This window comes from Promicromonospora sp. NPDC057488 (assembly GCF_042802395.1).
Lineage (GTDB): Bacteria > Actinomycetota > Actinomycetes > Actinomycetales > Cellulomonadaceae > Promicromonospora.
In genome coordinates, this window is record NZ_JBHVEG010000126.1 from 1 (window position 1) to 18870 (window position 18870).

Annotated in this window: 16 protein-coding genes; 5 read left to right on the top strand and 11 right to left on the bottom strand. The window is 73.3% G+C overall.

Annotation, left to right across the window (positions count from 1 at the left end; all coding sequences use genetic code 11):
• Window positions 1-44 precede the first annotated feature (44 nt).
• The gene (locus ACFU5G_RS21430) at window positions 45-2522 is read right to left on the bottom strand and encodes a glycoside hydrolase family 3 N-terminal domain-containing protein (protein WP_377249375.1); all 2478 of its coding nucleotides are present in this window, start codon (window positions 2520-2522) and stop codon (window positions 45-47) included.
• 151 nt (window positions 2523-2673) lie between these two features.
• On the opposite strand from ACFU5G_RS21430, the gene ACFU5G_RS21435 reads away from it, so the two are divergent.
• Window positions 2674-3420 (top strand): MBL fold metallo-hydrolase, encoded by a 747-nt coding sequence (locus ACFU5G_RS21435; protein WP_377249401.1) that lies wholly within the window; start codon window positions 2674-2676, stop codon window positions 3418-3420.
• Between the two features lie 50 nt (window positions 3421-3470).
• Here the strand turns inward: ACFU5G_RS21435 and ACFU5G_RS21440 are convergent, their stop codons facing one another.
• The 6 genes from ACFU5G_RS21440 to ACFU5G_RS21465 all read right to left on the bottom strand — a co-directional run bounded on the left by ACFU5G_RS21440 (window position 3471) and on the right by ACFU5G_RS21465 (window position 9463).
• Window positions 3471-4655: a GNAT family N-acetyltransferase gene (locus ACFU5G_RS21440; protein ID WP_377249377.1), complete on the bottom strand. Its 1185-nt coding sequence runs from the start codon at window positions 4653-4655 to the stop codon at window positions 3471-3473.
• A 27-nt stretch (window positions 4656-4682) separates the two neighbouring features.
• Window positions 4683-5429, bottom strand: coding sequence for a phosphoribosylformylglycinamidine synthase subunit PurQ (gene purQ / locus ACFU5G_RS21445; RefSeq protein ID WP_377249379.1), 747 nt, complete (start codon window positions 5427-5429; stop codon window positions 4683-4685).
• Window positions 5429-5716, bottom strand: coding sequence for a phosphoribosylformylglycinamidine synthase subunit PurS (purS, locus tag ACFU5G_RS21450; RefSeq protein ID WP_377249381.1), 288 nt, complete (start codon window positions 5714-5716; stop codon window positions 5429-5431). The genes purQ and purS overlap by 1 nt, the downstream gene beginning before the upstream one ends.
• Before the next feature lie 94 nt (window positions 5717-5810).
• The gene (locus ACFU5G_RS21455) at window positions 5811-6569 is read right to left on the bottom strand and encodes an alpha/beta hydrolase family protein (protein ID WP_377249383.1); all 759 of its coding nucleotides are present in this window, start codon (window positions 6567-6569) and stop codon (window positions 5811-5813) included.
• Window positions 6570-6780: 211 nt separating this feature from the next.
• Window positions 6781-8187: a glycoside hydrolase family 6 protein gene (locus ACFU5G_RS21460; RefSeq protein WP_377249385.1), complete on the bottom strand. Its 1407-nt coding sequence runs from the start codon at window positions 8185-8187 to the stop codon at window positions 6781-6783.
• Between the two features lie 142 nt (window positions 8188-8329).
• Complete coding sequence (locus ACFU5G_RS21465; RefSeq protein ID WP_377249387.1) at window positions 8330-9463, bottom strand: LacI family DNA-binding transcriptional regulator; 1134 nt, start codon at window positions 9461-9463, stop codon at window positions 8330-8332.
• 95 nt (window positions 9464-9558) lie between these two features.
• Between ACFU5G_RS21465 and ACFU5G_RS21470 the strand changes: the two genes are divergently transcribed.
• Window positions 9559-11787, top strand: coding sequence for a substrate-binding domain-containing protein (locus ACFU5G_RS21470; RefSeq protein WP_377249389.1), 2229 nt, complete (start codon window positions 9559-9561; stop codon window positions 11785-11787).
• Window positions 11788-11799: 12 nt separating this feature from the next.
• On the opposite strand, the gene purD is transcribed toward ACFU5G_RS21470, so the two are convergent.
• The 3 genes from purD to ACFU5G_RS21485 form a co-directional block, all read right to left on the bottom strand.
• Window positions 11800-13089 carry a phosphoribosylamine--glycine ligase gene (gene purD / locus ACFU5G_RS21475; RefSeq protein ID WP_377249391.1) on the bottom strand — a complete coding sequence of 430 codons (1290 nt, stop codon included), beginning with the start codon at window positions 13087-13089 and terminating at the stop codon, window positions 11800-11802.
• A gap of 32 nt (window positions 13090-13121) precedes the next feature.
• A complete protein-coding gene (locus ACFU5G_RS21480) occupies window positions 13122-14414 on the bottom strand; it encodes an adenylosuccinate synthase (RefSeq protein WP_377249393.1) in 1293 nt (430 codons plus the stop codon).
• A gap of 77 nt (window positions 14415-14491) precedes the next feature.
• Window positions 14492-14935 carry a DUF3151 domain-containing protein gene (locus tag ACFU5G_RS21485; RefSeq protein ID WP_377249395.1) on the bottom strand — a complete coding sequence of 148 codons (444 nt, stop codon included), beginning with the start codon at window positions 14933-14935 and terminating at the stop codon, window positions 14492-14494.
• A gap of 160 nt (window positions 14936-15095) precedes the next feature.
• Here ACFU5G_RS21485 and ACFU5G_RS21490 point away from each other — a divergent pair, with 160 nt between their 5' ends.
• Entirely contained in the window at window positions 15096-15500 is a 405-nt protein-coding gene (locus ACFU5G_RS21490; protein WP_020015714.1) for an STAS domain-containing protein, read from the top strand.
• Window positions 15501-15624: 124 nt separating this feature from the next.
• On the opposite strand, the gene ACFU5G_RS21495 is transcribed toward ACFU5G_RS21490, so the two are convergent.
• Window positions 15625-17904: a SpoIIE family protein phosphatase gene (locus ACFU5G_RS21495; protein WP_377249397.1), complete on the bottom strand. Its 2280-nt coding sequence runs from the start codon at window positions 17902-17904 to the stop codon at window positions 15625-15627.
• On the opposite strand from ACFU5G_RS21495, the gene ACFU5G_RS21500 reads away from it, so the two are divergent.
• Both ACFU5G_RS21500 and ACFU5G_RS21505 read left to right on the top strand, forming a co-directional pair.
• Window positions 17891-18241, top strand: a complete 351-nt coding sequence (locus tag ACFU5G_RS21500; RefSeq protein ID WP_377249399.1) for a hypothetical protein — start codon at window positions 17891-17893, stop codon at window positions 18239-18241. The two genes, ACFU5G_RS21495 and ACFU5G_RS21500, sit on opposite strands and share 14 nt — an antisense overlap.
• A gap of 83 nt (window positions 18242-18324) precedes the next feature.
• The gene (locus ACFU5G_RS21505; RefSeq protein ID WP_020015711.1) at window positions 18325-18804 is read left to right on the top strand and encodes an STAS domain-containing protein; all 480 of its coding nucleotides are present in this window, start codon (window positions 18325-18327) and stop codon (window positions 18802-18804) included.
• Window positions 18805-18870: the final 66 nt, after the last annotated feature.

Genomic DNA, 18870 nt, shown 5'->3' on the forward strand with positions numbered 1-18870 from the left:
AGGTAGAACCGCCACATGCGCTGCGGTTCTACCTCGCCCTGGTTCTACTTCGGCAGGGCCGCCGCGAGGATCTCCCGGGCGTGGCTCGTGCGGCCCTCCAGGACGGCCACGTCCGACGTCGCGATCGCGCGCGACCCCGCCGGTGACACGCCGTCCGCCGGGTCCAGCGCTGCGTTCTGCAGCGTGGTCCGCTGGTCGCCGTGGTGGCCCTTGCCGCCGGTCGTCAGGCCCCAGCCGAACGGGAAGAGCGGGTCGTAGTCCCGGTCGCCCACGTTGACCACCGGGTCGTCGGCCGACCGCGGCCAGGAGACCGGCAGCCTGCCCGTGAACTTCCGGTCGCCGAACAGCACGTCCGCGACGCCGGCGCCCTCCGTGCCCGGCAGCCACGACGCGACCAGCGCGTCGATCGAGCCGAGCTGTTCGGTGAGCACCTGCGGCCGTCCCGACACGACGAGGACCACGCAGGTCGGAATCTCGGCGCAGACCTTGTCCACGACCGCCGCGTCGCCGGGCTGCAGCGACATCGACTTCTCCTCGCGCGGCACCCCGCCGTCGGCCGGGTCCCAGGCCCACTCGGGTCCGCCCACGTCGCCGAACCCCTCGGCGTACGGGGTCTCGCCCACCACGACGACGCCGACGTCGGCCCCGTCGGTCGGCGCGGACGCGTCCTCGCTGAACGTGACGTCGTCGGCCGCTGCCCGGATGCCCTCCAGGATCGTGGTGCCCGGCGTGACGTCGCCCGAGAAGCCCTGCCACGTGCCGGTCCAGCCGCCGGCCTGGTTGCCCAGGTCGTCGGCGTTGCGGCCCGCGACATAGATGCTGTCGCGGTCGTCCAGGGGCAGCGCACGGCGGTTGTTCTTGAGCAGCACCTGCGACTTCGCGACCGCCTCGCGGGCGATCGCCCGGTGCTGGGCGGACCCGATCTCGTCGGCGTGCGAGCGGTCGGCGAACGGCTCCTCGAACAGCCCGAGCTCGAACTTGGCGGCCAGGATCCGGGACACGGCGTCGTTGATCCGCGCCTCCTTGACCTGGCCGTCGCGCACCGCCGCGACCAGCCGCGTGTGGAACCGCTCGAACTGCGACGGCTCCATGAACATGTCGACGCCGGCGTTCACGCTGGTGACGATCTGCCCCGTGGTGGGCGAGTCGTCCGCGAGCGGCGGGATCTGGTGGATGCCCTGCCAGTCGCTGATCACGAAGCCGTCGAAGCCCTGCTTCTGCTTGAGCCACCCGGTGATCAGCTCGCGGTTCGCGTGCATCTTCAGCGGGTTGCCGAGGCCGTCGTCGGTCCAGTCGATGCTGGAGAAGCTCGGCATGACCGAGCCGACGCCGGCCTTGAGCGCCGCGGCGTAGGGCGGCAGGTCGACCTTCTCGACGTGCCGCCGGCTCTGCTCCGTGATGCCCTGGTCGATCGTGTATTCGCCCTCGCCGGTGCCGAAGGTCGTGTCGCCGTCGCCCACGAAGTGCTTGGCGGTCGCGAGCACGGACCGGTTGCTCTCCAGGTCCTTGCCCTGGAACCCGGCCACGGCCGCCGCGCCGAGCACGCTCGCGAGCGCGGGGTGCTCGCCGAACGACTCGTAGGTGCGGCCCCAGCGGTCGTCGCGTACCACGCACACGCACGGCGCGAACGTCCACGGGATGCCGGTCGCGCGCGTCTCCGTGGCGACCATGCGCTCCGCCCGCGCGACCAGCGCCGGGTCGCGCGTGGCGCCGAGCCCGATGTTGTGCGGCAGGATCGTGGCGCCGTTCAGGTTGCCGTGGCCGTGCACGGAGTCGACACCGTAGATCAGCGGGATCTGGAGCCGCGTCGCCAGGGCCTGCGTCTGGAAGCCGTCGATCGCGTCGGCCCACGCCTCCGGCGTGTTCTCCGCGGGCGTCGAGCCGCCGCCGCTGAGCACCGAACCGAGGCCAAGCTCGGCGATGACCGCCGGGTCGCCCGTCACGTTCCCGCGCTCGGCCTGCGTCATCTGCCCGACCTTCTCGGCGAGCGTCATGCGCTTCAGCAGGTCGGCGACGCGCTTCTTGGTGGACAGGCGCGGGTCGAGGTAGGGCAGGCCGTGCGCCCGCACGACGACGGCGGGCTGGCCGGCGACCTCGGCGTCCCGCGACCGCAGGGTCACGGGAACCGTCTCGGCCGTCTCACCGGCGTCGGACGCGCGGGTGGTGATGCGCAGGGTGCGCTCGGTGCCGGACGGCGTCCCGGCGGGGAACTCGAGCGTGCCGGAGCCGGCCGTGTAGTCGGCGTCAGCGGTGGCCGTGCCGGAGCCGGTGCTCCAGCCGACGCTGACCGGGGCGGCGAGCGCGGCGTCGTCGGCCGACTCGACGGTGACGGTGACGGTCGCGGTGTCGCCGTCGTCCACGAAGGTGACGGGGCCCGCGCTCACGACGGCGTCGGCGGGCGTGGTGGCCCGGGTGGTCTGGGGAAGAGCGAACAGTGTCGTGGTGGCGAGAGCCGCCACGGCGATGAGTGCCGGTGTTCTGCGGACGCGGTAGTGCTGCGCCGCGCCTGAGATGGCGGACATCTGAGGTATTCCTCTCTTCTTTGGGAGGTGATTTACCGATCACACACCGCGTTCCCGCAGGGCACAAGCCGGATTGACCCCTGGATAGGGTGATTCGGTGGATCTCATTGCCCCCTTCGCATCGGTGCTGCGCGCCGACAACCCCGGCCCGATGACGCTCGACGGAACGCGGTCGTACGTGCTGCGCGCACCCGGGTCGCCGGGCTGCGTGGTCGTGGACCCCGGTCCGGACCTCGCGCCGCACCTCGCCGCGCTGGCCGACGCCGGACCCGTCGACCTGGTGCTGGTGACCCACCGGCACGCCGACCACACCGGCGGGCTGGCGCAGTTCCGGGAGCTCACCGGCGCGCCGTCGCGGGGCGTGCTGCCGGAGTTCTGCGCGGGCGCCGGGCAACTCACCGACGGCGAGGTCCTGGAGGTGGCGGGCCTGCGCGTCGAGGTGCTGGCCACCCCGGGGCACACGGCGGACTCGGTGTGCCTCGTGGTGTCGGACGGCTCGACGTCCGTGGTGCTCACGGGCGACACGGTGCTGGGCCGCGGGACCACCGTGCTCGCCGAGCCGGACGGGTCGCTGCGCGACTACCTGGCCTCGCTGGACCGGCTGGGCGCGCTGGACCTGCCCGACCCCGTTCCGGGCCTGCCCGGGCACGGGCCGGTGCTCCTGGACCTGCGTGCGGCGGTGGGCGCGTACCGCGCGCACCGGACGGAGCGGCTGGACCAGGTGCGTGCGGCCCTCACCTCGCTCGGGGTGTCGCTGCCCGACGCCGACGGCCCGCTCCCGGACCCGCTCCTCGACGCCGTGACCGGCGCGGTGTACGCCGACGTCGACCCGTCGGTGCTGCCGGCCGCCCGCTCGTCGGTGCGCGCGCAGCTGGAGTACCTCCGCGGACGGCCGTAGCGCGGGGCTCGGCTGCGTACCGTCTTCCCCGGCGCCGTCCGGGGGTGCGGTCAGAGCGCCTTGCCCAGGAACAGGAGCTGGGCGTCGTCCGAGTCGTAGGGCGGGTACGGCAGCACCGGCCGGTAGCCGAGCTTCCCGTACAGGCGCAACGCCGTGGGCTGCCGGATGCCGGTGTTGAGGTAGGCCGCCAGGCCACCGCGGCGCCGGGCCGCCTCCTCGAGGTACCCGACCAGGGCCGAGGCGACGCCCGCGCGGCGCACCGACGGGTCCACGAACACGCTCTGCAGCTCGAACCCGCGGGACTCGCCCGCCTCCGCGGCGGCCGCGATGCCACCGACACCGCGCAGCGGGTCGGCCGTGAGGTGCTCCGGGCCCACCGGCGACGGCGCGAGGGTGGCGCAGCCGACGGGGCGGCCGTCCAGCGTGGCCAGCACCGTCACCAGCGCGGTGTGCCCCCGCTCGACGTCGACGACGTCGTGGCCGCCGCGCGCCTCGACGACCCGCGCCAGCTGCGGGTAGAGCGGCTGGAGGTAGGCCCACATCTCGCGCCGCAGGGCGGCCGCGTCGGGGTCGCCCCAGGGGACCTCGCGGAGCACCGGGGCGGAGGGAGTCTCGACAGGCTCGACCAGCGAGGGCTCGACCCGCGAGGGCTCTACCAGCGAGGGCTCGGCCGGCGGTTCCGCGCCGGCGTCGGGCACCAGCCACTTGCCGAAGCAGCGCGAGCCCGGCTCGTCCGAGAACACGCCGAACGACTCGACCGGGTCGTAACCCAGCCGCAGGTACAGCCCCAGCGACTCGGGCTGCATGAGCCCGCTCTCCAGGATGAGGTGGCGCACGCCGGCGGCGCGGGCGGCGTCCTCGGCGACGGCCATCAAGGTGCGGGACAGTCCGCGGCCGCGGAAGCCGGGCGCGACGTACACGCGCTTGACCTCGGCGGTCCCGTCGGGGTGCAGCCCGCCCTGGTAGTCGTCCCGGCCGGACAGGTCGCGCAGCGCGGCGTGCCCCGCCGGCTCGCCGTCGACCCGCAGCAGCAGGGTCGCGAACACGTTCGACGGGTCCACCTGGTCACGCGCGTCGGGCACCGGGGCGCCGTCGGCGTCCGTCGTCGACGGCCGCCCGGGCTGCGCGTACCGCAGGTCGATCTCCTGCTGCTGGTCCGCGCGCAGGCGGACGGCGTCCACGTGGTCCCACCCGACCGTCTCGACGGTCAGGCCCGCGAGAACCTCAGCGACCATGACCGCCCGCCCGGACCGGACCGGTGGTCACGCGTGGACCAGCGAGGACAGCACCGACGTGAAGAACGTCAGGCCGTCGACACCGGCGCGCGGGCCCTCGGCGGACGCCGGGCCGAAACCGGGCTCCACCGCGTGCTCCGGGTGCGGCATGAGGCCCACCACGTTGCCGCGCTCGTTCGTGATGCCCGCGATGTCGCGGCGCGAACCGTTCGGGTTCCAGCCGTCGTAGCGGAAGACCACGCGGCCCTCGCCCTCGAGCTCGTCGAGCGTGCGCTCGTCGGCCACGAACTGGCCGTCCTGGTTCTTCAGCGGGATTGTGATCTGCTGCCCGCGGCGGAACTCGTTGGTCCAGGCGGTGTGCGCGTTCTCGACGACGAGCGACTGCTCCCGGCACACGAAGTGCAGGTGGTCGTTCTTGACCATCGAGCCCGGCAGCAGGTGCGCCTCGGTGAGGACCTGGAAGCCGTTGCAGATGCCGAGCACCGGCATACCGCCCTTGGCGGCGTCGACCACGGCCGCCATGGCGGGCGCGAACCGGCTGATCGCGCCGGCGCGCAGGTAGTCGCCGTACGAGAACCCGCCGGGCAGCACCACGGCGTCGACGTCCTGCAGCGACTCGTCGGCGTGCCAGATCGAGACCGCCTCGGCGCCGGCCAGGCGCACGGCGCGCGCCGCGTCCCGGTCGTCGAGCGTGCCGGGGAACGTGATGACGCCGATGCGGGCCTCGGCGATGCCGGCCGCGGCCGCGACGGGCGCCGGCTCGGTCGCGGACATCAGGCGCTCACCGGGGTGCCGCTCGCCTCACCCGGGACCGCGGCGGCGTCGGCGACCGAGACCACGTCCTCGATCACCGGGTTGGACAGCAGGGTGGCCGCGGCCTCCCGGGCGGCGGCGAGGATCTCCGGCGTGACCTCACCGTCCACCTCGAGCTCGAACCGCTTGCCCTGACGCACACCGGAGAACTGGGTGAAGCCGAGGCGCGGCAGCGCTCCGACGACAGCCTTGCCCTGGGGGTCCAGGATCTCGGGCTTGGGCATGACCTCGACGACGACGCGTCCCACGAAGGCTCCTTGAAGGTGAGGGAATTCCGGGAAGAGTCTACGTGCGCCGCGGGGTGCCTTGCTGTCCGGGTCCAGTGACGTGCGCCGCGCCGTCTCAAGCGGTGAGGTACTGGTCCGCCCAGGCGCTGATGATGCGGGCCGCGCGCTTGGCCTGCCCGGGTGCGGTGAGCAGGTGGTCCGCGCCCTCCAGCGACACGAACGAGCGGGGGTGCCGGGCCTCGCGGAAGATCTCCCCGGCGTTCGAGATGTCCACCGTGGAGTCGGTCGGCGAGTGCATCACCAGCAGCGGGGAGCCGAGCTCTCGGATCTTCGAGCGCAGCTCGGCCCGGCGCACGTCCTCCACGAAGTGCCGCTTCAGCGTGAGCGCGCGGCCGCCGACCATCCACTGGGCGTGCCCGTCGTCGAACACCCGGCCGAGGACGGCGTCGTAGTTGTGCTCGGCGTGCCGGGGCTGCACGGGGGCGCCGATCGTAGCGACCGCCTGCACGCCCGGGACGTCTGCGCCGGCGGCGATCACGGCGGCGCCGCCGAACGAGTGCCCCACCAGCAGGTGCACGGGCATGTCGTGGTCGGCCATGAACTGGGCGGCCTGCACGGTGTCGGCCACCTTGTGCGTGAACGAGCCGTCACCCCAGTCGCCCTCGGAGTCGCCGAGGCCCAGGTTGTCGAAGCGGAGCATGCCGATGCCCTCGCTCGCGAGCTGCTTGCAGATCCGCGCCGCGGCCGGCGAGTCCTTGCCCAGCGTGAACCCGTGGGAGAACACGCCCCAGCCGCGCACCTCGCCGGCGGGCCGGTCGATGATGCCCGCGAGGCGCGGTCCCGTAGTGCTCTCGAACGTGACGCGCTCAGCCACGACCACTCCCCTCTCGACGAAGCCGCGATGTTAACGCCCGCCGGGTTTCGTGGGGATGACGCCGACGCGCAGCGAGACGGGGCGAGCGCGCCTCCTCTTCGAGTCTCTCTTCGAGACGCGAGGTTCGTCCCCTTCGAGACCTAAGTTTCTCCGCTCTCAAGGCGCCGAGAGCGGAGAAACTTAGGTCTCGAAGGGGATGGGGCGGCCGGCCCTAGCTGATCGCCGGGTACGCGTTGGCGACCAGCATCTCGAACTGCGCCTGGAACCAGTGGCCCGACAGCGGCGCGTCCGCGAGGGCGCCCGTGAACCGCCCGCCCAGCTCGCTCGACTGGTACGTCGGGTCGCACATACGGTCCAGGCGCTTGCCCTCGTCGTTCGGGATCTCCACGGAGGACCCGTCCGACTCGCCCGGCGGCTTGACCCACACGTAGGCGTCGAGGTGCGACTCGGCGTGGCCCGACGGCGTCACGGTCGGCCGCTCGCCGATGCCCGCGCCCGCCGGGTTGCACCACGCGCCACGGTGGTTGCGGCGGTCCACCTTGGACTCGTTGACGTAGGTGTTCAGGTCGGTCGACGTGCTCGCCGCCGTCGGACGAGCGGCCCCGCCCCAGCCGTTGCGGCCGGTGTCGACGAGCATGCCGATGCTCGACGGGGCGCCCTGCGCGACCATCAGGTCGTAGAGGTTCGCGGTCCAGTCGATCTCGTCGAAGTCGGGGTTCCACTCGAACCAGCCCGCGGACTTCACCTGGCCGCCGCCGACCTGGAGGTCGGGGTTGGTCAGGAACGTCTCCTCCAGCGGCGTGGTGTTCGCCGTGTTGGTGACGAACCCGGAGACGGCGGCCCACCCGTAGGTGCTGCCCTCGATGACGTTCGCGAACTCCTGCGCCGCGCCGCTGGAGTTGTTGGGCCAGCCGAGCCAGCCCGAGTGCGCCGCGTCGATGTAGGAGTACACGTTGCCGACCTCGTACAGCTCGGAGATCGCGTACTGCACGCCCTCGCGGTAGTACGGGGCCGCCGCGACGCAGTCGGCGTCGGACTGGTTGGTCACGAGGTTGGGCAGGGAGTCGGGCTCGATCGTGGCGACGATCCGCAGGTTCGCGTACTCCGGCTGGTCCAGCAGCGCGACGATCGGGTCGATGTACTCGGTCTTGTACCGCGTCATCCCCGCCGCGGTGGCGGGCAGCTCGCCGTTCGAGGCCAGCGCGTGGCAGTCGCGCCCGGGCAGGTCGTAGATCACCACGTTGAACACCAGGGGCGAGCCGCCCGACTGCGCCACCGCCTGGTCGAGGTGCCACTCGAGCCCGTGCTGTCGCTCGGTCCCCTCGATCGCCGCGATGCGGTCCATCCAGACCGACGTCGGCTCGTCGGCGATGGCGCGCATGTCGGCCGCGAGGGCGGCGTCGCCCACCTCGTCGGCCGCCGTCTCGACCAGGGCCGACCAGTCCGGGTTGACGTACTGCCCGGCGCCGACGAAGGGGTTGTCCTCCAGCGCGACGGCGGGTGCGCTGGAGACGGCGACGAGCGCGGGAGCCGCGAGGAGAGCGCCCACCGCCGCTGCCGCGACGCTGCGGGACCTGCGTGGGGACGTGCCGCGTGTGCGGCGGGGTGCTGTTGACACGGTGACCTCCGTTGGCCGTACCGGGCGCGTGCCGTACCGGCCCGGTGGCCCGACGACGGTCCGCGCACCGCGGCGGCTCGTTCCGCCGCGGCATGGCGCAACCTTGCCTACCGTTTGACCTCGGCAGAACCGTCTTAAACGTTTAGTCGGCGGGCGGCGGCGCCGTCGAGCCGCGCACGACGAGCCGCCCCACCGGCACCGTGCGCGGCGGCTCCGCAGGCGTCGCCAGCGCCGCACCCGCCGGCGCCACACCCGCCGGCACCTCGCCCGCCGACGGCGCCTTGCCCGACGCCGACCCGGCGCCTGACGACGGCCCGGCGCCCAGCGCGGTGCGCAGCGCCCGGCCCGTGGCCCGGCCGAGCTCCTCGACCGGATAGGGCACCGCGGTGAGCGACGGCGCCGTCAGGTAGCACGCCGGCGAGTCCGTACCGGCAACCACCGACAGGTCCCACGGCACGCCGAGGCCGAGCCGCCGGGCGACGTCGAGCACGAGGCCGGCGGTGGCGTCGTCGTCGGTCACGACCGCAGTGGGGCGGTCGGCGGCGGCGAGCAGGGGCAGCAGCGCCGCCGAGGCACGCTCGGGCCCGTCGCCCGCGACGGTACGCAGCTCGATGCCGCGCCCCGCGAGGGCGGACCCCAGGGCGGCCGCCCGCCGGACGGGCGCGACGAGGCGCTCCGACCCGGCGACCATCGCGACGCGCCGGTGCCCCAGCCCGGCCAGGAAGGCTCCGACCTGGGCGAACGCCGCGCCGTCGTCGAGCACCACGTGCTGCCAGGTCGCGGGCCCGCCGTCGGGTGCGATGCCCACCACGACCGCAGGCGCGGGCAACGAGCGCAGGGCGGCGAGCCGCGCGTCGTCCACCCGCACGCCGGTGACGACGAACGCGCCGTAGCGCCGCTCGGTCCACCAGCGGTCCATGAGCCGCGCGGCCTCGGTGGGGGAGCCGGCCACGTGCACGGCGAGCGTGAGGCTGTCCGGGCCGATGGTCTGGAGCGCCCCGGTCACGAGGTCGAGCGGGAACGCGGCCCGGGTGCCGAACGGCTGGTCGTGCACGACGACGAGCGCGGCGGCCGCCGGCCCGCTGCGCAGCGAGCGGGCCGCGCTGGCCGGGCGCCAGCCGAGCTCCTCGGCCGCGCGGAGCACCCGCTCGCGCGTCGCCGCCGAGACCCCGCGACGCCCGTTGAGCGTGTACGACACGACGGCGGTCGAGACGCCGGCGGCGCGCGCGACGTCGACGATGGTGGGCCGTCGCGCAGGGGACGAATAATCGGGCACTTCGGGATGCTTCGGTCGCGACGGTGGGACCATAACCACGTAGCATGCACCCTTGGGTGAATTTTGCACAGCGTCAACGAAGACGGGGTGTACGCATGCTGAGTGGAAAGCGCAGGTATGTCATCGGGGTGCTGTCCCCGGTGGTCGGCGGCTACTACTTCGGGCGGGTGCTCGCCGGCATCGCGCGCACCGTCCGCCCCGAGGGCCACCGGGTCGTGGCCGTGCAGACCTATCCGGCGGACCTGGAGCGGGCGCAGTTCCCGGACCGCCCGCCGGGCACCGCGGAGGTGAGCCTCGGCCGGCTGGACGGCGTCATCGTCATCACGTCGGCCGTCGACGAGGCCACGCTGCTCCGGATCGAGGCGGACGGGACGCCGGTGGTGCTGGTCAGCGAGCGTGCGGCCGGCATCGACGCCCCGGTCGTGACGCCCGACAACGAGGGCGGCACCCGGGCCGCGGTCGAGCACCTCATCGCGCACGGGCACCGGGAGATCGGGTTCCTCGGCAGCCTGCGGCAGGCGGACATCGTCGAGCGGCACGCCGCGTACGTCGCGACGCTCGCCGCCCACGGCATCACACCTCGGCCCGAGTGGCTCTACCGCACGTCCGACAACCAGGAGGCGAGCGCGGCGGCGGTGGCGCGGGCCCTCGTGGCCGGCCCCGGCCTGCCGACGACGGCGACCGTCGCCGCGACCGACCGCAACGCGATCGGGTTCTCGCGCGCGCTGCGGGCCGAGGGCCTGCTGCTGCCGCGCGACCAGGCGATGGTCGGCTTCGACCACTCGGAGGCAGGCTCCCGTGTGCGCCCGCGACTCGCCACCGTGGACCCGCACCACGACCAGGTCGGCGAGCTGGCCGTGTCGCTGCTCCTGGCCCGGATCCGGGGCGAGCGGGTGGCGGGCCAGCACCTGTCGCGCTCCACGCTGGTGACCCGCGAGTCCTGCGGCTGCCTCGACGCACGGGCGGGTGCGCTCCTGGAGGGGCTGCCCGCCCAGGAGGGTTCGACGGCGTGGCGCCGCTTCGGCGAGGTGGCGCGGGCGACGTTCGACGGCGCCGAGGCGCGCCTGGGGACCGGCGCCGACCTGGAGTCGTGGACGCGGGGCGTGCAGCGGGTGTTCCGGGCCGCCGCGACGCTGGGCCAGCCGCCGACGCAGGCGACGCTGACGAGCCTCGCCGAGAGCACGCGCGTGCTGCGGCCCCACCCCGAGGCGCTGGAGCAGCTCATCCCCGCGCTGCGGGCGGTCGAGGAGGAGTTCCGGGAGCAGGTGCGGAACGGGCAGGTGACGACAGAGGCTCCCCGGGCCCCGAGCCGAGCCGCCCGGGCCCGCGCCGTCACCCGGACGGCGACGGACGTGCTCGTGGCGCTGAGCGCCGGGTGCACCCAGACGCTGCTGGCCCGGTCCGGGCAGCTCGAACGGACCATCACCGACCAGTACGAGCTCGACCTCGACCTGCTGCACGCCGACGGCCGCGCCATCCGCGCGCTGACGTGGCTCCCGCGCGGGCACCGCAGCCCCGCGACGCTCGCCCTGTGGACCGACGCCGAGGGCCCTGTGGAAAGCGCTGTGGACGACTCCGTGGCCGGGGCGCGGACCCTGGAGATCGTCGGCACCACCGCCACGTCACGCCAGGCGACGGCCCTGGTGGGCAAGCGCATGCCGGTCGGGCGGTTCCCGCCGCCCGCGCTGTCCGGCGACGGCGTCGTCTTCGTGGTGCCGGTGACGTTCGGGCAGAGCGACTGGGGCATGCTCGCGATCGCCGGCGGGGTGGACACACGCGCCACGAGCTCCCGGGACAAGTACGACCACTGGGCGGCAATGGTCGCCGTCGCGCTGGACCGGGAGGACCGGCTCACGTCGCTGCAGCGGCAGCGGGCCGCCCTCGCGGAGGCCGCGGACCGGGAGCGGGCGCTCGTGCTGGACCTGCGCACCGAGGTCGAGCGCAGCGCGCTGGTCCAGGACGTCGCCCTGGAGGGCACCTGGGACTGGGACATCGCGAGCGGGCAGGTCTTCTACTCGCGCACCTGGCGCGCCCTGGTCGGCCTGCCCGACGACGCCCCGTGCACCGGCATCGAGGAGTGGACCGGGCGTGTGCACCCCGACGACGTGCGCGCGGTGCAGATCGCGATCGCGCGGCAGCTCGCGGGCGCCGCGCACCCGCTCGACCTGGAGCACCGCCTGGTCGCGGCGGACGGCCGGGAGATGTGGGTGCGCTGCCGCGCCACCACCGTCACCGACGACGCCGGTGTCCGCGCCCGCATGATCGGCGTGCTGATGGACGTGACCGGCATGCCGGCGCGGGAACGGCGGGGCGTCGCACCGTGACCGCCGCACCTGCTACGGGACGGTGACCTCGCCGCGCTCCGCCTTCAGGGCGATGTCCGTGCGGTGGTGCGAGCCCTTGAGCTCGATCCGCGCCACGCCCTCGTAGGCACGACGCCGGGCGTCCGCCAGGTCGCTGCCCAGCGCCACCACGGACAGCACCCGGCCGCCCGCGCTGACCAGGTCGCCCGTCTCGGAGCGCCCGGTGCCCGCGTGCAGCACGTGCACGCCGGCGAGCAGCTGGGCCTCCTCGATGCCGGTGATCGGGTCGCCCGACCGGGCCGACGCCGGGTAGCCCTCCGACGCGACGACCACCGTGACCGAGGCCTCGGGACGCCAGCGCAGCGGCTCCAGCCCGGCGAGCCGTCCGCGGGCCGCCGCGAGCATGACGTCGGACAGCGGCGTCGCGAGGCGGGCCAGCACCGACTGCGTCTCCGGGTCACCGAACCGGGCGTTGAACTCCACCACGCGGGTGCCGCGGCTGGTGAGCGCGAGCCCCACGTAGAGCACGCCGGAGAACGGCGTGCCGCGGCGGGCCATCTCGTCGACCGTGGGCTGGGCCACGCGCGCGACCACCTCGTCCACGAGGTCGGCCGGCGCCCAGTCCAGCGGGGTGTAGGCGCCCATGCCGCCGGTGTTGGGGCCCTCGTCGTCGTTCCCGACGCGCTTGAAGTCCTGCGCGGGGACCAGGGGCACCACCGTGGTGCCGTCGCACACGCAAAACAGGGAGACCTCGGGGCCGTCGAGGTACTCCTCGACCACCACGCGGCCGTTCTCGCCCGCGAGGCACGCCGTGCCGTGGGCGAGCGCCGCCGCGCGGTCGTCGGTGACGACCACGCCCTTGCCGGCCGCGAGGCCGTCGTCCTTCACCACGTACGGGGCGCCGAAGGCGTCCAGCGCGGCCTCGAGCTCGGCGACGTCGGTGCACACGTGCGCCATGGCGGTCGGCACGCCCGCGGCGGCCATGACCTCCTTGGCGAACGACTTGGAGCCCTCCAGCCGGGCCGCCTCGCCGGACGGGCCGAACACCGCGATGCCCACGGCCCGTACGGCGTCCGCGACGCCCGCGACGAGCGGCGCCTCCGGCCCCACGACGACCAGCTCCGCCCCGATCCGCTGGGCCAGCGCCGCCACGGCGGCCCCGTCCAGCGGGTCGACCGGGTGCAGCGTGGCCGCCCCCGCGATACCCGGGTTGCCGGGCGCGGCGTGCAGCTCGTGGGAGGCGACGCCGGAGACGTTCTCCCGGTCGAGCGAGTGGACGATGGCGTGCTCGCGGGCACCGGTGCCGATGACGAGGATCTTCACTGTGGCGGAGGGCTCTCTTGGTGGGTACGGGCTCAGCGGGTGTGGATGAGGTCGTGCACGGGGATGATCTCGTCGCGCTTGGGACCCACGCCGATCGCGGAGATCCGGGTGCCCGACATCCCCTCGAGCGCATGGACGTAGGCCCGCGCGTTCTTGGGCAGGTCCTCGAAGGAGCGGGCCTGGGAGATGTCCTCCCACCAGCCGTCGAGCTCCTCGTAGATCGGCTTCGCGTGGTGGAAGGCCGTCTGGTCGGTGGGCATCTCGTCGTAGCGGACGCCGTCGACGTCGTAGGCCACGCAGACCGGGACCTTCTCCATGCCCGTGAGCACGTCGAGCTTGGTGAGCACGATGTCGGTGAGGCCGTTGATGCGCGTCGCGTAACGGGCGATCACGGAGTCGTACCACCCGGTGCGCCGCGCGCGGCCCGTCGTGACGCCGTACTCGCCGCCGGTCTTGCGCAGGAACTCGCCCTTGTCGTCGAACAGCTCCGTGGGGAACGGCCCCTCGCCCACGCGGGTCGTGTAGGCCTTGATGACGCCGATCACGGAGTCGATGCGGGTCGGCCCGACGCCGGACCCGGTCACCGCGCCGCCCGCCGTCGCGCTCGACGAGGTGACGAACGGGTAGGTGCCGTGGTCGATGTCGAGCATCGTGGCCTGGCCTGCCTCGAACAGCACGTTCTTGCCCGCGTCCAGCGCCTTGTTCAGCTCGACGGCGGTGTCGGTGACCATGGGCCGCAGGCGGTCGGCGTACTGGAGCAGCTCGTCGAGCGTCTCGTCGACCGTGATGGCGCGCCGGTTGTAGACCTTCACGAGCAGGTGGTTCTTCTGGTCCAGCGAGCCCTCGATCTTGGCGCGCAGGATCTTCTCGTCGAACAGGTCCCACATGCGGATGCCGACGCGGTTGGTCTTGTCGGCGTACGCCGGGCCGATCCCCCGGCCCGTGGTGCCGATGCGGCGCTTTCCGAGGAACCGCTCCGTCACCTTGTCGATGGTGCGGTGGTACGGCGCGATGATGTGGGCGCTGCCCGACACGAGCAGGCGGGACACGTCCACGCCGCGCGCGATCAGTGCGTCCAGCTCCTCGAACAGGACCTCGATGTCGACCACCACGCCGTTGGCGATGACCGGCACCACGCCGGGCGACAGGATGCCCGACGGCAGCAGGTGCAGGGCGTACTTCTCGTCGTCGATGACGACCGTGTGCCCCGCGTTGTTACCACCGTTGAACTTGACCACGTAGTCGACGCGGGAGCCCAGGAGGTCCGTCGCCTTTCCCTTGCCCTCATCGCCCCACTGGGCCCCGACGAGCACGACGCCTGGCATGGATCTCCACCTTCTCAAATTCCTAGGGTTGCTCCGCCGGGTGCGCATCGGAAGGCGCCGGCGAGCCGCGCCCGAGTCTACTTCGTGGTGGGCACCAGGGCGCGAACCTCGTCCACCGACGTGCCGGAGTCGCCCAGGAACTGGGCGCAGCGCTCGGCCTCGTCCTGCTCGCCGATGCGGCCCGCCGCCTCCGACAGGGCCAGCAGCGCGCGCAGGAAGCCCTGGTTCGGCACGTGGGCGGCCGGGATCGGGCCCTGCCCGCGCCAGCCCGACCGGCGCAGCGCGTCCAGCCCGCGGTGGTAGCCCGTACGGGCGTAGGCGTACGCCTCGACGTCGCCCGCGGGAGTGCCGGACGCGAGAGCGCCCTCGGCCAGGACCGCCCACACGAGGGACGACGCCGGAGCGTCCGCCACGACCGACACCGGGTCGTCGCCACCGGTCAGCCGCTCGCGGGCAGCGGGGAAGTCGTCGGACAGCAGCGTGGGGGCCGGACCCTGGAGCAGGTTCTCGTGGGAGCTCATGGTCGAATTCTCACACCTCGGGGTCACGGACGGGCACCTGGCATCCGCGAGGGACAACAGGGGACAAAGAGGTCGCACAGGATTGCCCCTCGCGCCAGCGCAGACGGTGAATTTTGCCTTTCATCCGGTGCGATCGAGCAACAGTCGTTACGCTCGACACATGATCGAGATCGCGACGTCTCCCACGACGACGACGCTCGTGATCGCCGGCGACCTTGACCTCGCCGAACGAGACCAGTTCCCGGAGATCGCGGCGCGCGTGGTCGGCCTGCGCCGACAGCTGCTGGTCATCGACATGTGCCGGGTGACGTTCATGGACTCGACCGGGGCCGCGTTCCTCATCTCGCTGGCCGACGCCGGCCGCAAGCGCGGCGGCGCGACCGTCATCCGCGGGGCCGACGAGCGGGACCTGTTCGTGCTCGAGGTGTGCGGCGCCATGGAGCTCTTCCGGGTGGATGACGAGCACTCGTGCGAGCCGTCCGCCCCCGACTCGGGGTTCGCGGTGATGACCTCACGGGACGACGACACCTCGCCGTTATCCCACCGCGACGTGTCCACGGCGTAAAACGTTATCCAAAATCGGGCATGTCAGACGGTGCCCCAGATGTCGGACGCTCAGGCCACCTCGGTGACCTGAGCGTTCGGCATTTCTGCCTGCTGGGGCGGACCTCCGCCTACTTCGGCGGGGCCTACTTCGGCGGGGTCGGCTGCCGGCGGAGCTTGGCCCACACCAGCTTGCCGCTGCCCGACGGGCGCCAGCCCCACTCGGCCAACCGGTCCACGATCTGCATGCCGAACCCGCCCAGGCGGTTGGGGTGCCCGTCCGTCGCGACCGGCGGCGCCGGGTTGTTGTCCTCGACCTCGATGCGCAGGCCGTCGCCCGTGTCGTACAGGCGCAGCGCGATGTGCCCCCAGCCGTGCAGCACGCCGTTCGCCACCAGCTCCGAGACCACCAGCTCGGCCTGCGCCGACTCCTCGATGCCCCAGGCCTGGCAGGTGCGCAGCACGGCGTGCCGCGCGCGGCCGATCGACGACGGCTCGCTCGGCAGCATCCAGCGCCGCCAGCGCGGCGAGAGGGCCGTCTCCGTGGCGTCGCCCGCGGGGTCCGGGATCCGGACCACGACGATCGCCACGTCGTCCTCCGGCGCGTCGGCCAGGCGGGACAGCAGCTCCTCGCCCACGCCCGCGGCGTCGCGGGCCGTGATGGCCGACGCGGTCTCCAGCAGGGCCTCCAGGCCCAGCCGCAGGGACCGGTCGCGGCGCTCGATGAGGCCGTCGGTGTAGAACAGCAGCGTGTCGCCGGGCTGGAGCCGGGCCTCGCCGGTGGTCCGTTCGCGGGAGCCGAAGCCGACGAGCGCACCGCCGCCGTCGTCGAGCTTGATCACCTCGCCGGCGCGCAGCAGGAGCGGCGGCAGGTGGCCGGCGCGCGAGTAGCCGACGGTCCAGGTGTCCGGCTCCTCCTCGCGCTGCAGGGAGGCGTACACCATGCTCGCCGAGCGCGGGATGCCCATGCCCGCCACGAGCTGGTCGACGCGCTCGAGCACCCGGCTCGGCGTGGACAGCTCGAACGCGTAGGAGCGCACCACCGAGCGCAGCTGGCCCATGGTCGCGGCGGCCTCGACGTCGTGCCCGACGACGTCGCCGATCACCAGCCCGACCAGCTCCGGCGAGATCTGCAGCACGTCGTACCAGTCGCCGCCGACCTGCGCGTGCTCCGCGTTCGGCGCGTAGTAGGTCCACACGTCGAGGCCCGCGACGTCGGCCTGCTCGGGAAGCATGGCGCGCTGCAGGGTCTCGGCGAGGCGGTGCTCGCGGGCGTACATCCGCGCGTTGTCGATGGCGCTGCCCGCGCGGCGGGCCACCACCTCGATCACGGTGCGCAGGGTGTCGGGCTCGTCGGCCTCGACGTAGTCGCCCGGCTCGTCCTCGTCCGGCACGATCACCACGAGGCCGAGCACGTCGCGGCGACCGGCGACCGGGTGCACCACCACGGAGTCCGGCGCCTTGCCGAGCTCGTCCGCGAGGCGCAGCGTGAGGTCGCGCTGCAGCCAGCCCGACGCCGAGTGCGGCGCGTGCGGGATGTCGAGGTGCAGCGTGACGGGACCGTCGAGCACGCCGTCGAGCACGTCCTGGACCGAGTCCACGACCTCGAGGATCGGCATGGGGCCCGTGGTCACCGAGTCGCCGAGCGCGTCCGTCTGCGGACGGCGGCGCTGGGTCTTGTCCGCGATGTTGTCGCCCTCGATGTACCGCGCGTGCCGGCGTCCGCGGCCGCTCGGCGGGGCGGCGACGTCGACGCCGGCCGCGTGCTTGAGGCCGTCGTCGTTCACGTAGAAACCGGCCCAGCGCACCATGGTCTGGAGCAGCTCGGCGATGTCGCGCAGGGCGTACGGGTACTCGAGGTCGGTCAGGATCTCGGTGGTCTGCGCGATGAGGTCGAGGTCCTCGCGCTGCTGGCGCTCGATCTCCAGGCTGGCGAGCTGGGCGGCGTGCCGCTCCATGTGGTCGGAGACGTCGACGCTGAAGCCGACCCAGTGGGTGATGCGGTCGTCGTGGCCGGCGCGGGCCGGGGTGAGCGTGAGCTGGGCCCAGCCCTGGGTGCCGCCGCGCAGGTGGGACCGCACCGTCGCGTGCACCTCCTGGCCCGCGTTGACCAGCTCGGTCATCCGCTCCAGGTCCTGCGGCTCGACGAGCATCTCGCCGAGGCGGCGCACGGTGTACCCGGCGAAGTCGCTGAACCGCACGCCCGCGTACCGCTCGAACGCCTGGTTGGCCCACAGCATGGGCATGCCGTCCTCGGTGGGGCCGGTCAGGAAGACCGGGATGCCCACGGTCACGGCCGCACGCAGCACCACGTCGCCGACCGACGGCGGCAGGGTGCGCGGGATGCCGGTGTACGAGCGGGACTCGCGGGCAGGACCGCCGTAGCCGCCGCCGGAGGACGTGGCGGACGGGATGCTCGGCGGCACGCTCGCGGCCGGCGGGGGCACCGGGCGACCGGTGCCGTTGCCGCCGTTCGCCGATCCGTTCGGCGTGTCGGCCGACGAGACGTTCACCGGCACGTCGGGAGATGCGTCGGAAGGTGCGCTGGATGCTGCGTTCGTTGATGCGTTCGGCGCGCCGCTGGACGTTTCGTCCCTGATGCCGTTGGGTATTCCGTCCGGCGTCGGACCGAGGCCGAAAACGGAAAGACCGGGATGGCGCGGCGGCGGAGAGGACGGTGTCAGACCGGATGAATCGGTCAAAATGCCCTCCCTACGGGATCTATTGCTCGAGGTGCTGTTCCAGCAGGACATTCAACCGTAGATTGGGACAGTCCGAGATCTGAATCTCAACCTCTATCATCGGACCGATACAGCGTCACGACCACTGCTCCCGGAAGGAGAACCGTGCAGGACGGAACCTACGACCCGCCGCGCGGTCCGCAGGGCGGGAGCCCCCAGGACCCCGGACACCAGACCCCCGAGATCGGCGACCCGGCGAGCATCCACGTCATCGTGGGCCGCTCGCGCGCACGGATCGTGCTCTCCGGGGAGATCGACGCCGACATCGGCGGTGACCTGCACGAGGCGACGGCCGCGGCCGAGGAGTCTCGTCTTCCCGTCGAGATCGACGCGCACCACGTGACCTTCATGGACTCGTCCGGCGTCGCGTTCCTGGCGCGCCTCGCGAGCCGCAGCCCGCACCGCGTGCGCGTCCTGCGGGCTCCCCCGACGGTGCGCTTCCTGCTGGAGGTCACCCGGATCGGAGACCTCCTCGACATCGTGGACGAGGACCCGGGCTTCGAGCTGGACGACGACGGCCCGTCGGGCCCGCCGTCGGGCACCACGCCGGCCCCGGCCGGCGTGGGCGGCCCGCCCGCCTCCTGAGCCCGCGCCTCGGGCGCGCAAGAACTGGATGATCGGCAAAAGGTCAGGTGGTCGGCAGCTCGAGCT

Excerpts from the sequence above, each read along its gene's own strand:
- ACFU5G_RS21500 (WP_377249399.1), top strand. The coding sequence starts at position 17,891 with ATGCTCGGCGGCACGCTCGCGGCCGGCGGGGGCACCGGGCGACCGGTG.
- purQ (WP_377249379.1), bottom strand. The coding sequence starts at position 5,429 with ATGTCCGCGACCGAGCCGGCGCCCGTCGCGGCCGCGGCCGGCATCGCC.
- ACFU5G_RS21435 (WP_377249401.1), top strand. The coding sequence starts at position 2,674 with ATGACGCTCGACGGAACGCGGTCGTACGTGCTGCGCGCACCCGGGTCG.
- ACFU5G_RS21480 (WP_377249393.1), bottom strand. The coding sequence starts at position 14,414 with ATGCCAGGCGTCGTGCTCGTCGGGGCCCAGTGGGGCGATGAGGGCAAG.
- ACFU5G_RS21430 (WP_377249375.1), bottom strand. The coding sequence starts at position 2,522 with ATGTCCGCCATCTCAGGCGCGGCGCAGCACTACCGCGTCCGCAGAACA.
- ACFU5G_RS21490 (WP_020015714.1), top strand. The coding sequence starts at position 15,096 with ATGATCGAGATCGCGACGTCTCCCACGACGACGACGCTCGTGATCGCC.
- ACFU5G_RS21485 (WP_377249395.1), bottom strand. The coding sequence starts at position 14,935 with ATGAGCTCCCACGAGAACCTGCTCCAGGGTCCGGCCCCCACGCTGCTG.
- ACFU5G_RS21470 (WP_377249389.1), top strand. The coding sequence starts at position 9,559 with ATGCTGAGTGGAAAGCGCAGGTATGTCATCGGGGTGCTGTCCCCGGTG.
- ACFU5G_RS21440 (WP_377249377.1), bottom strand. The coding sequence starts at position 4,655 with ATGGTCGCTGAGGTTCTCGCGGGCCTGACCGTCGAGACGGTCGGGTGG.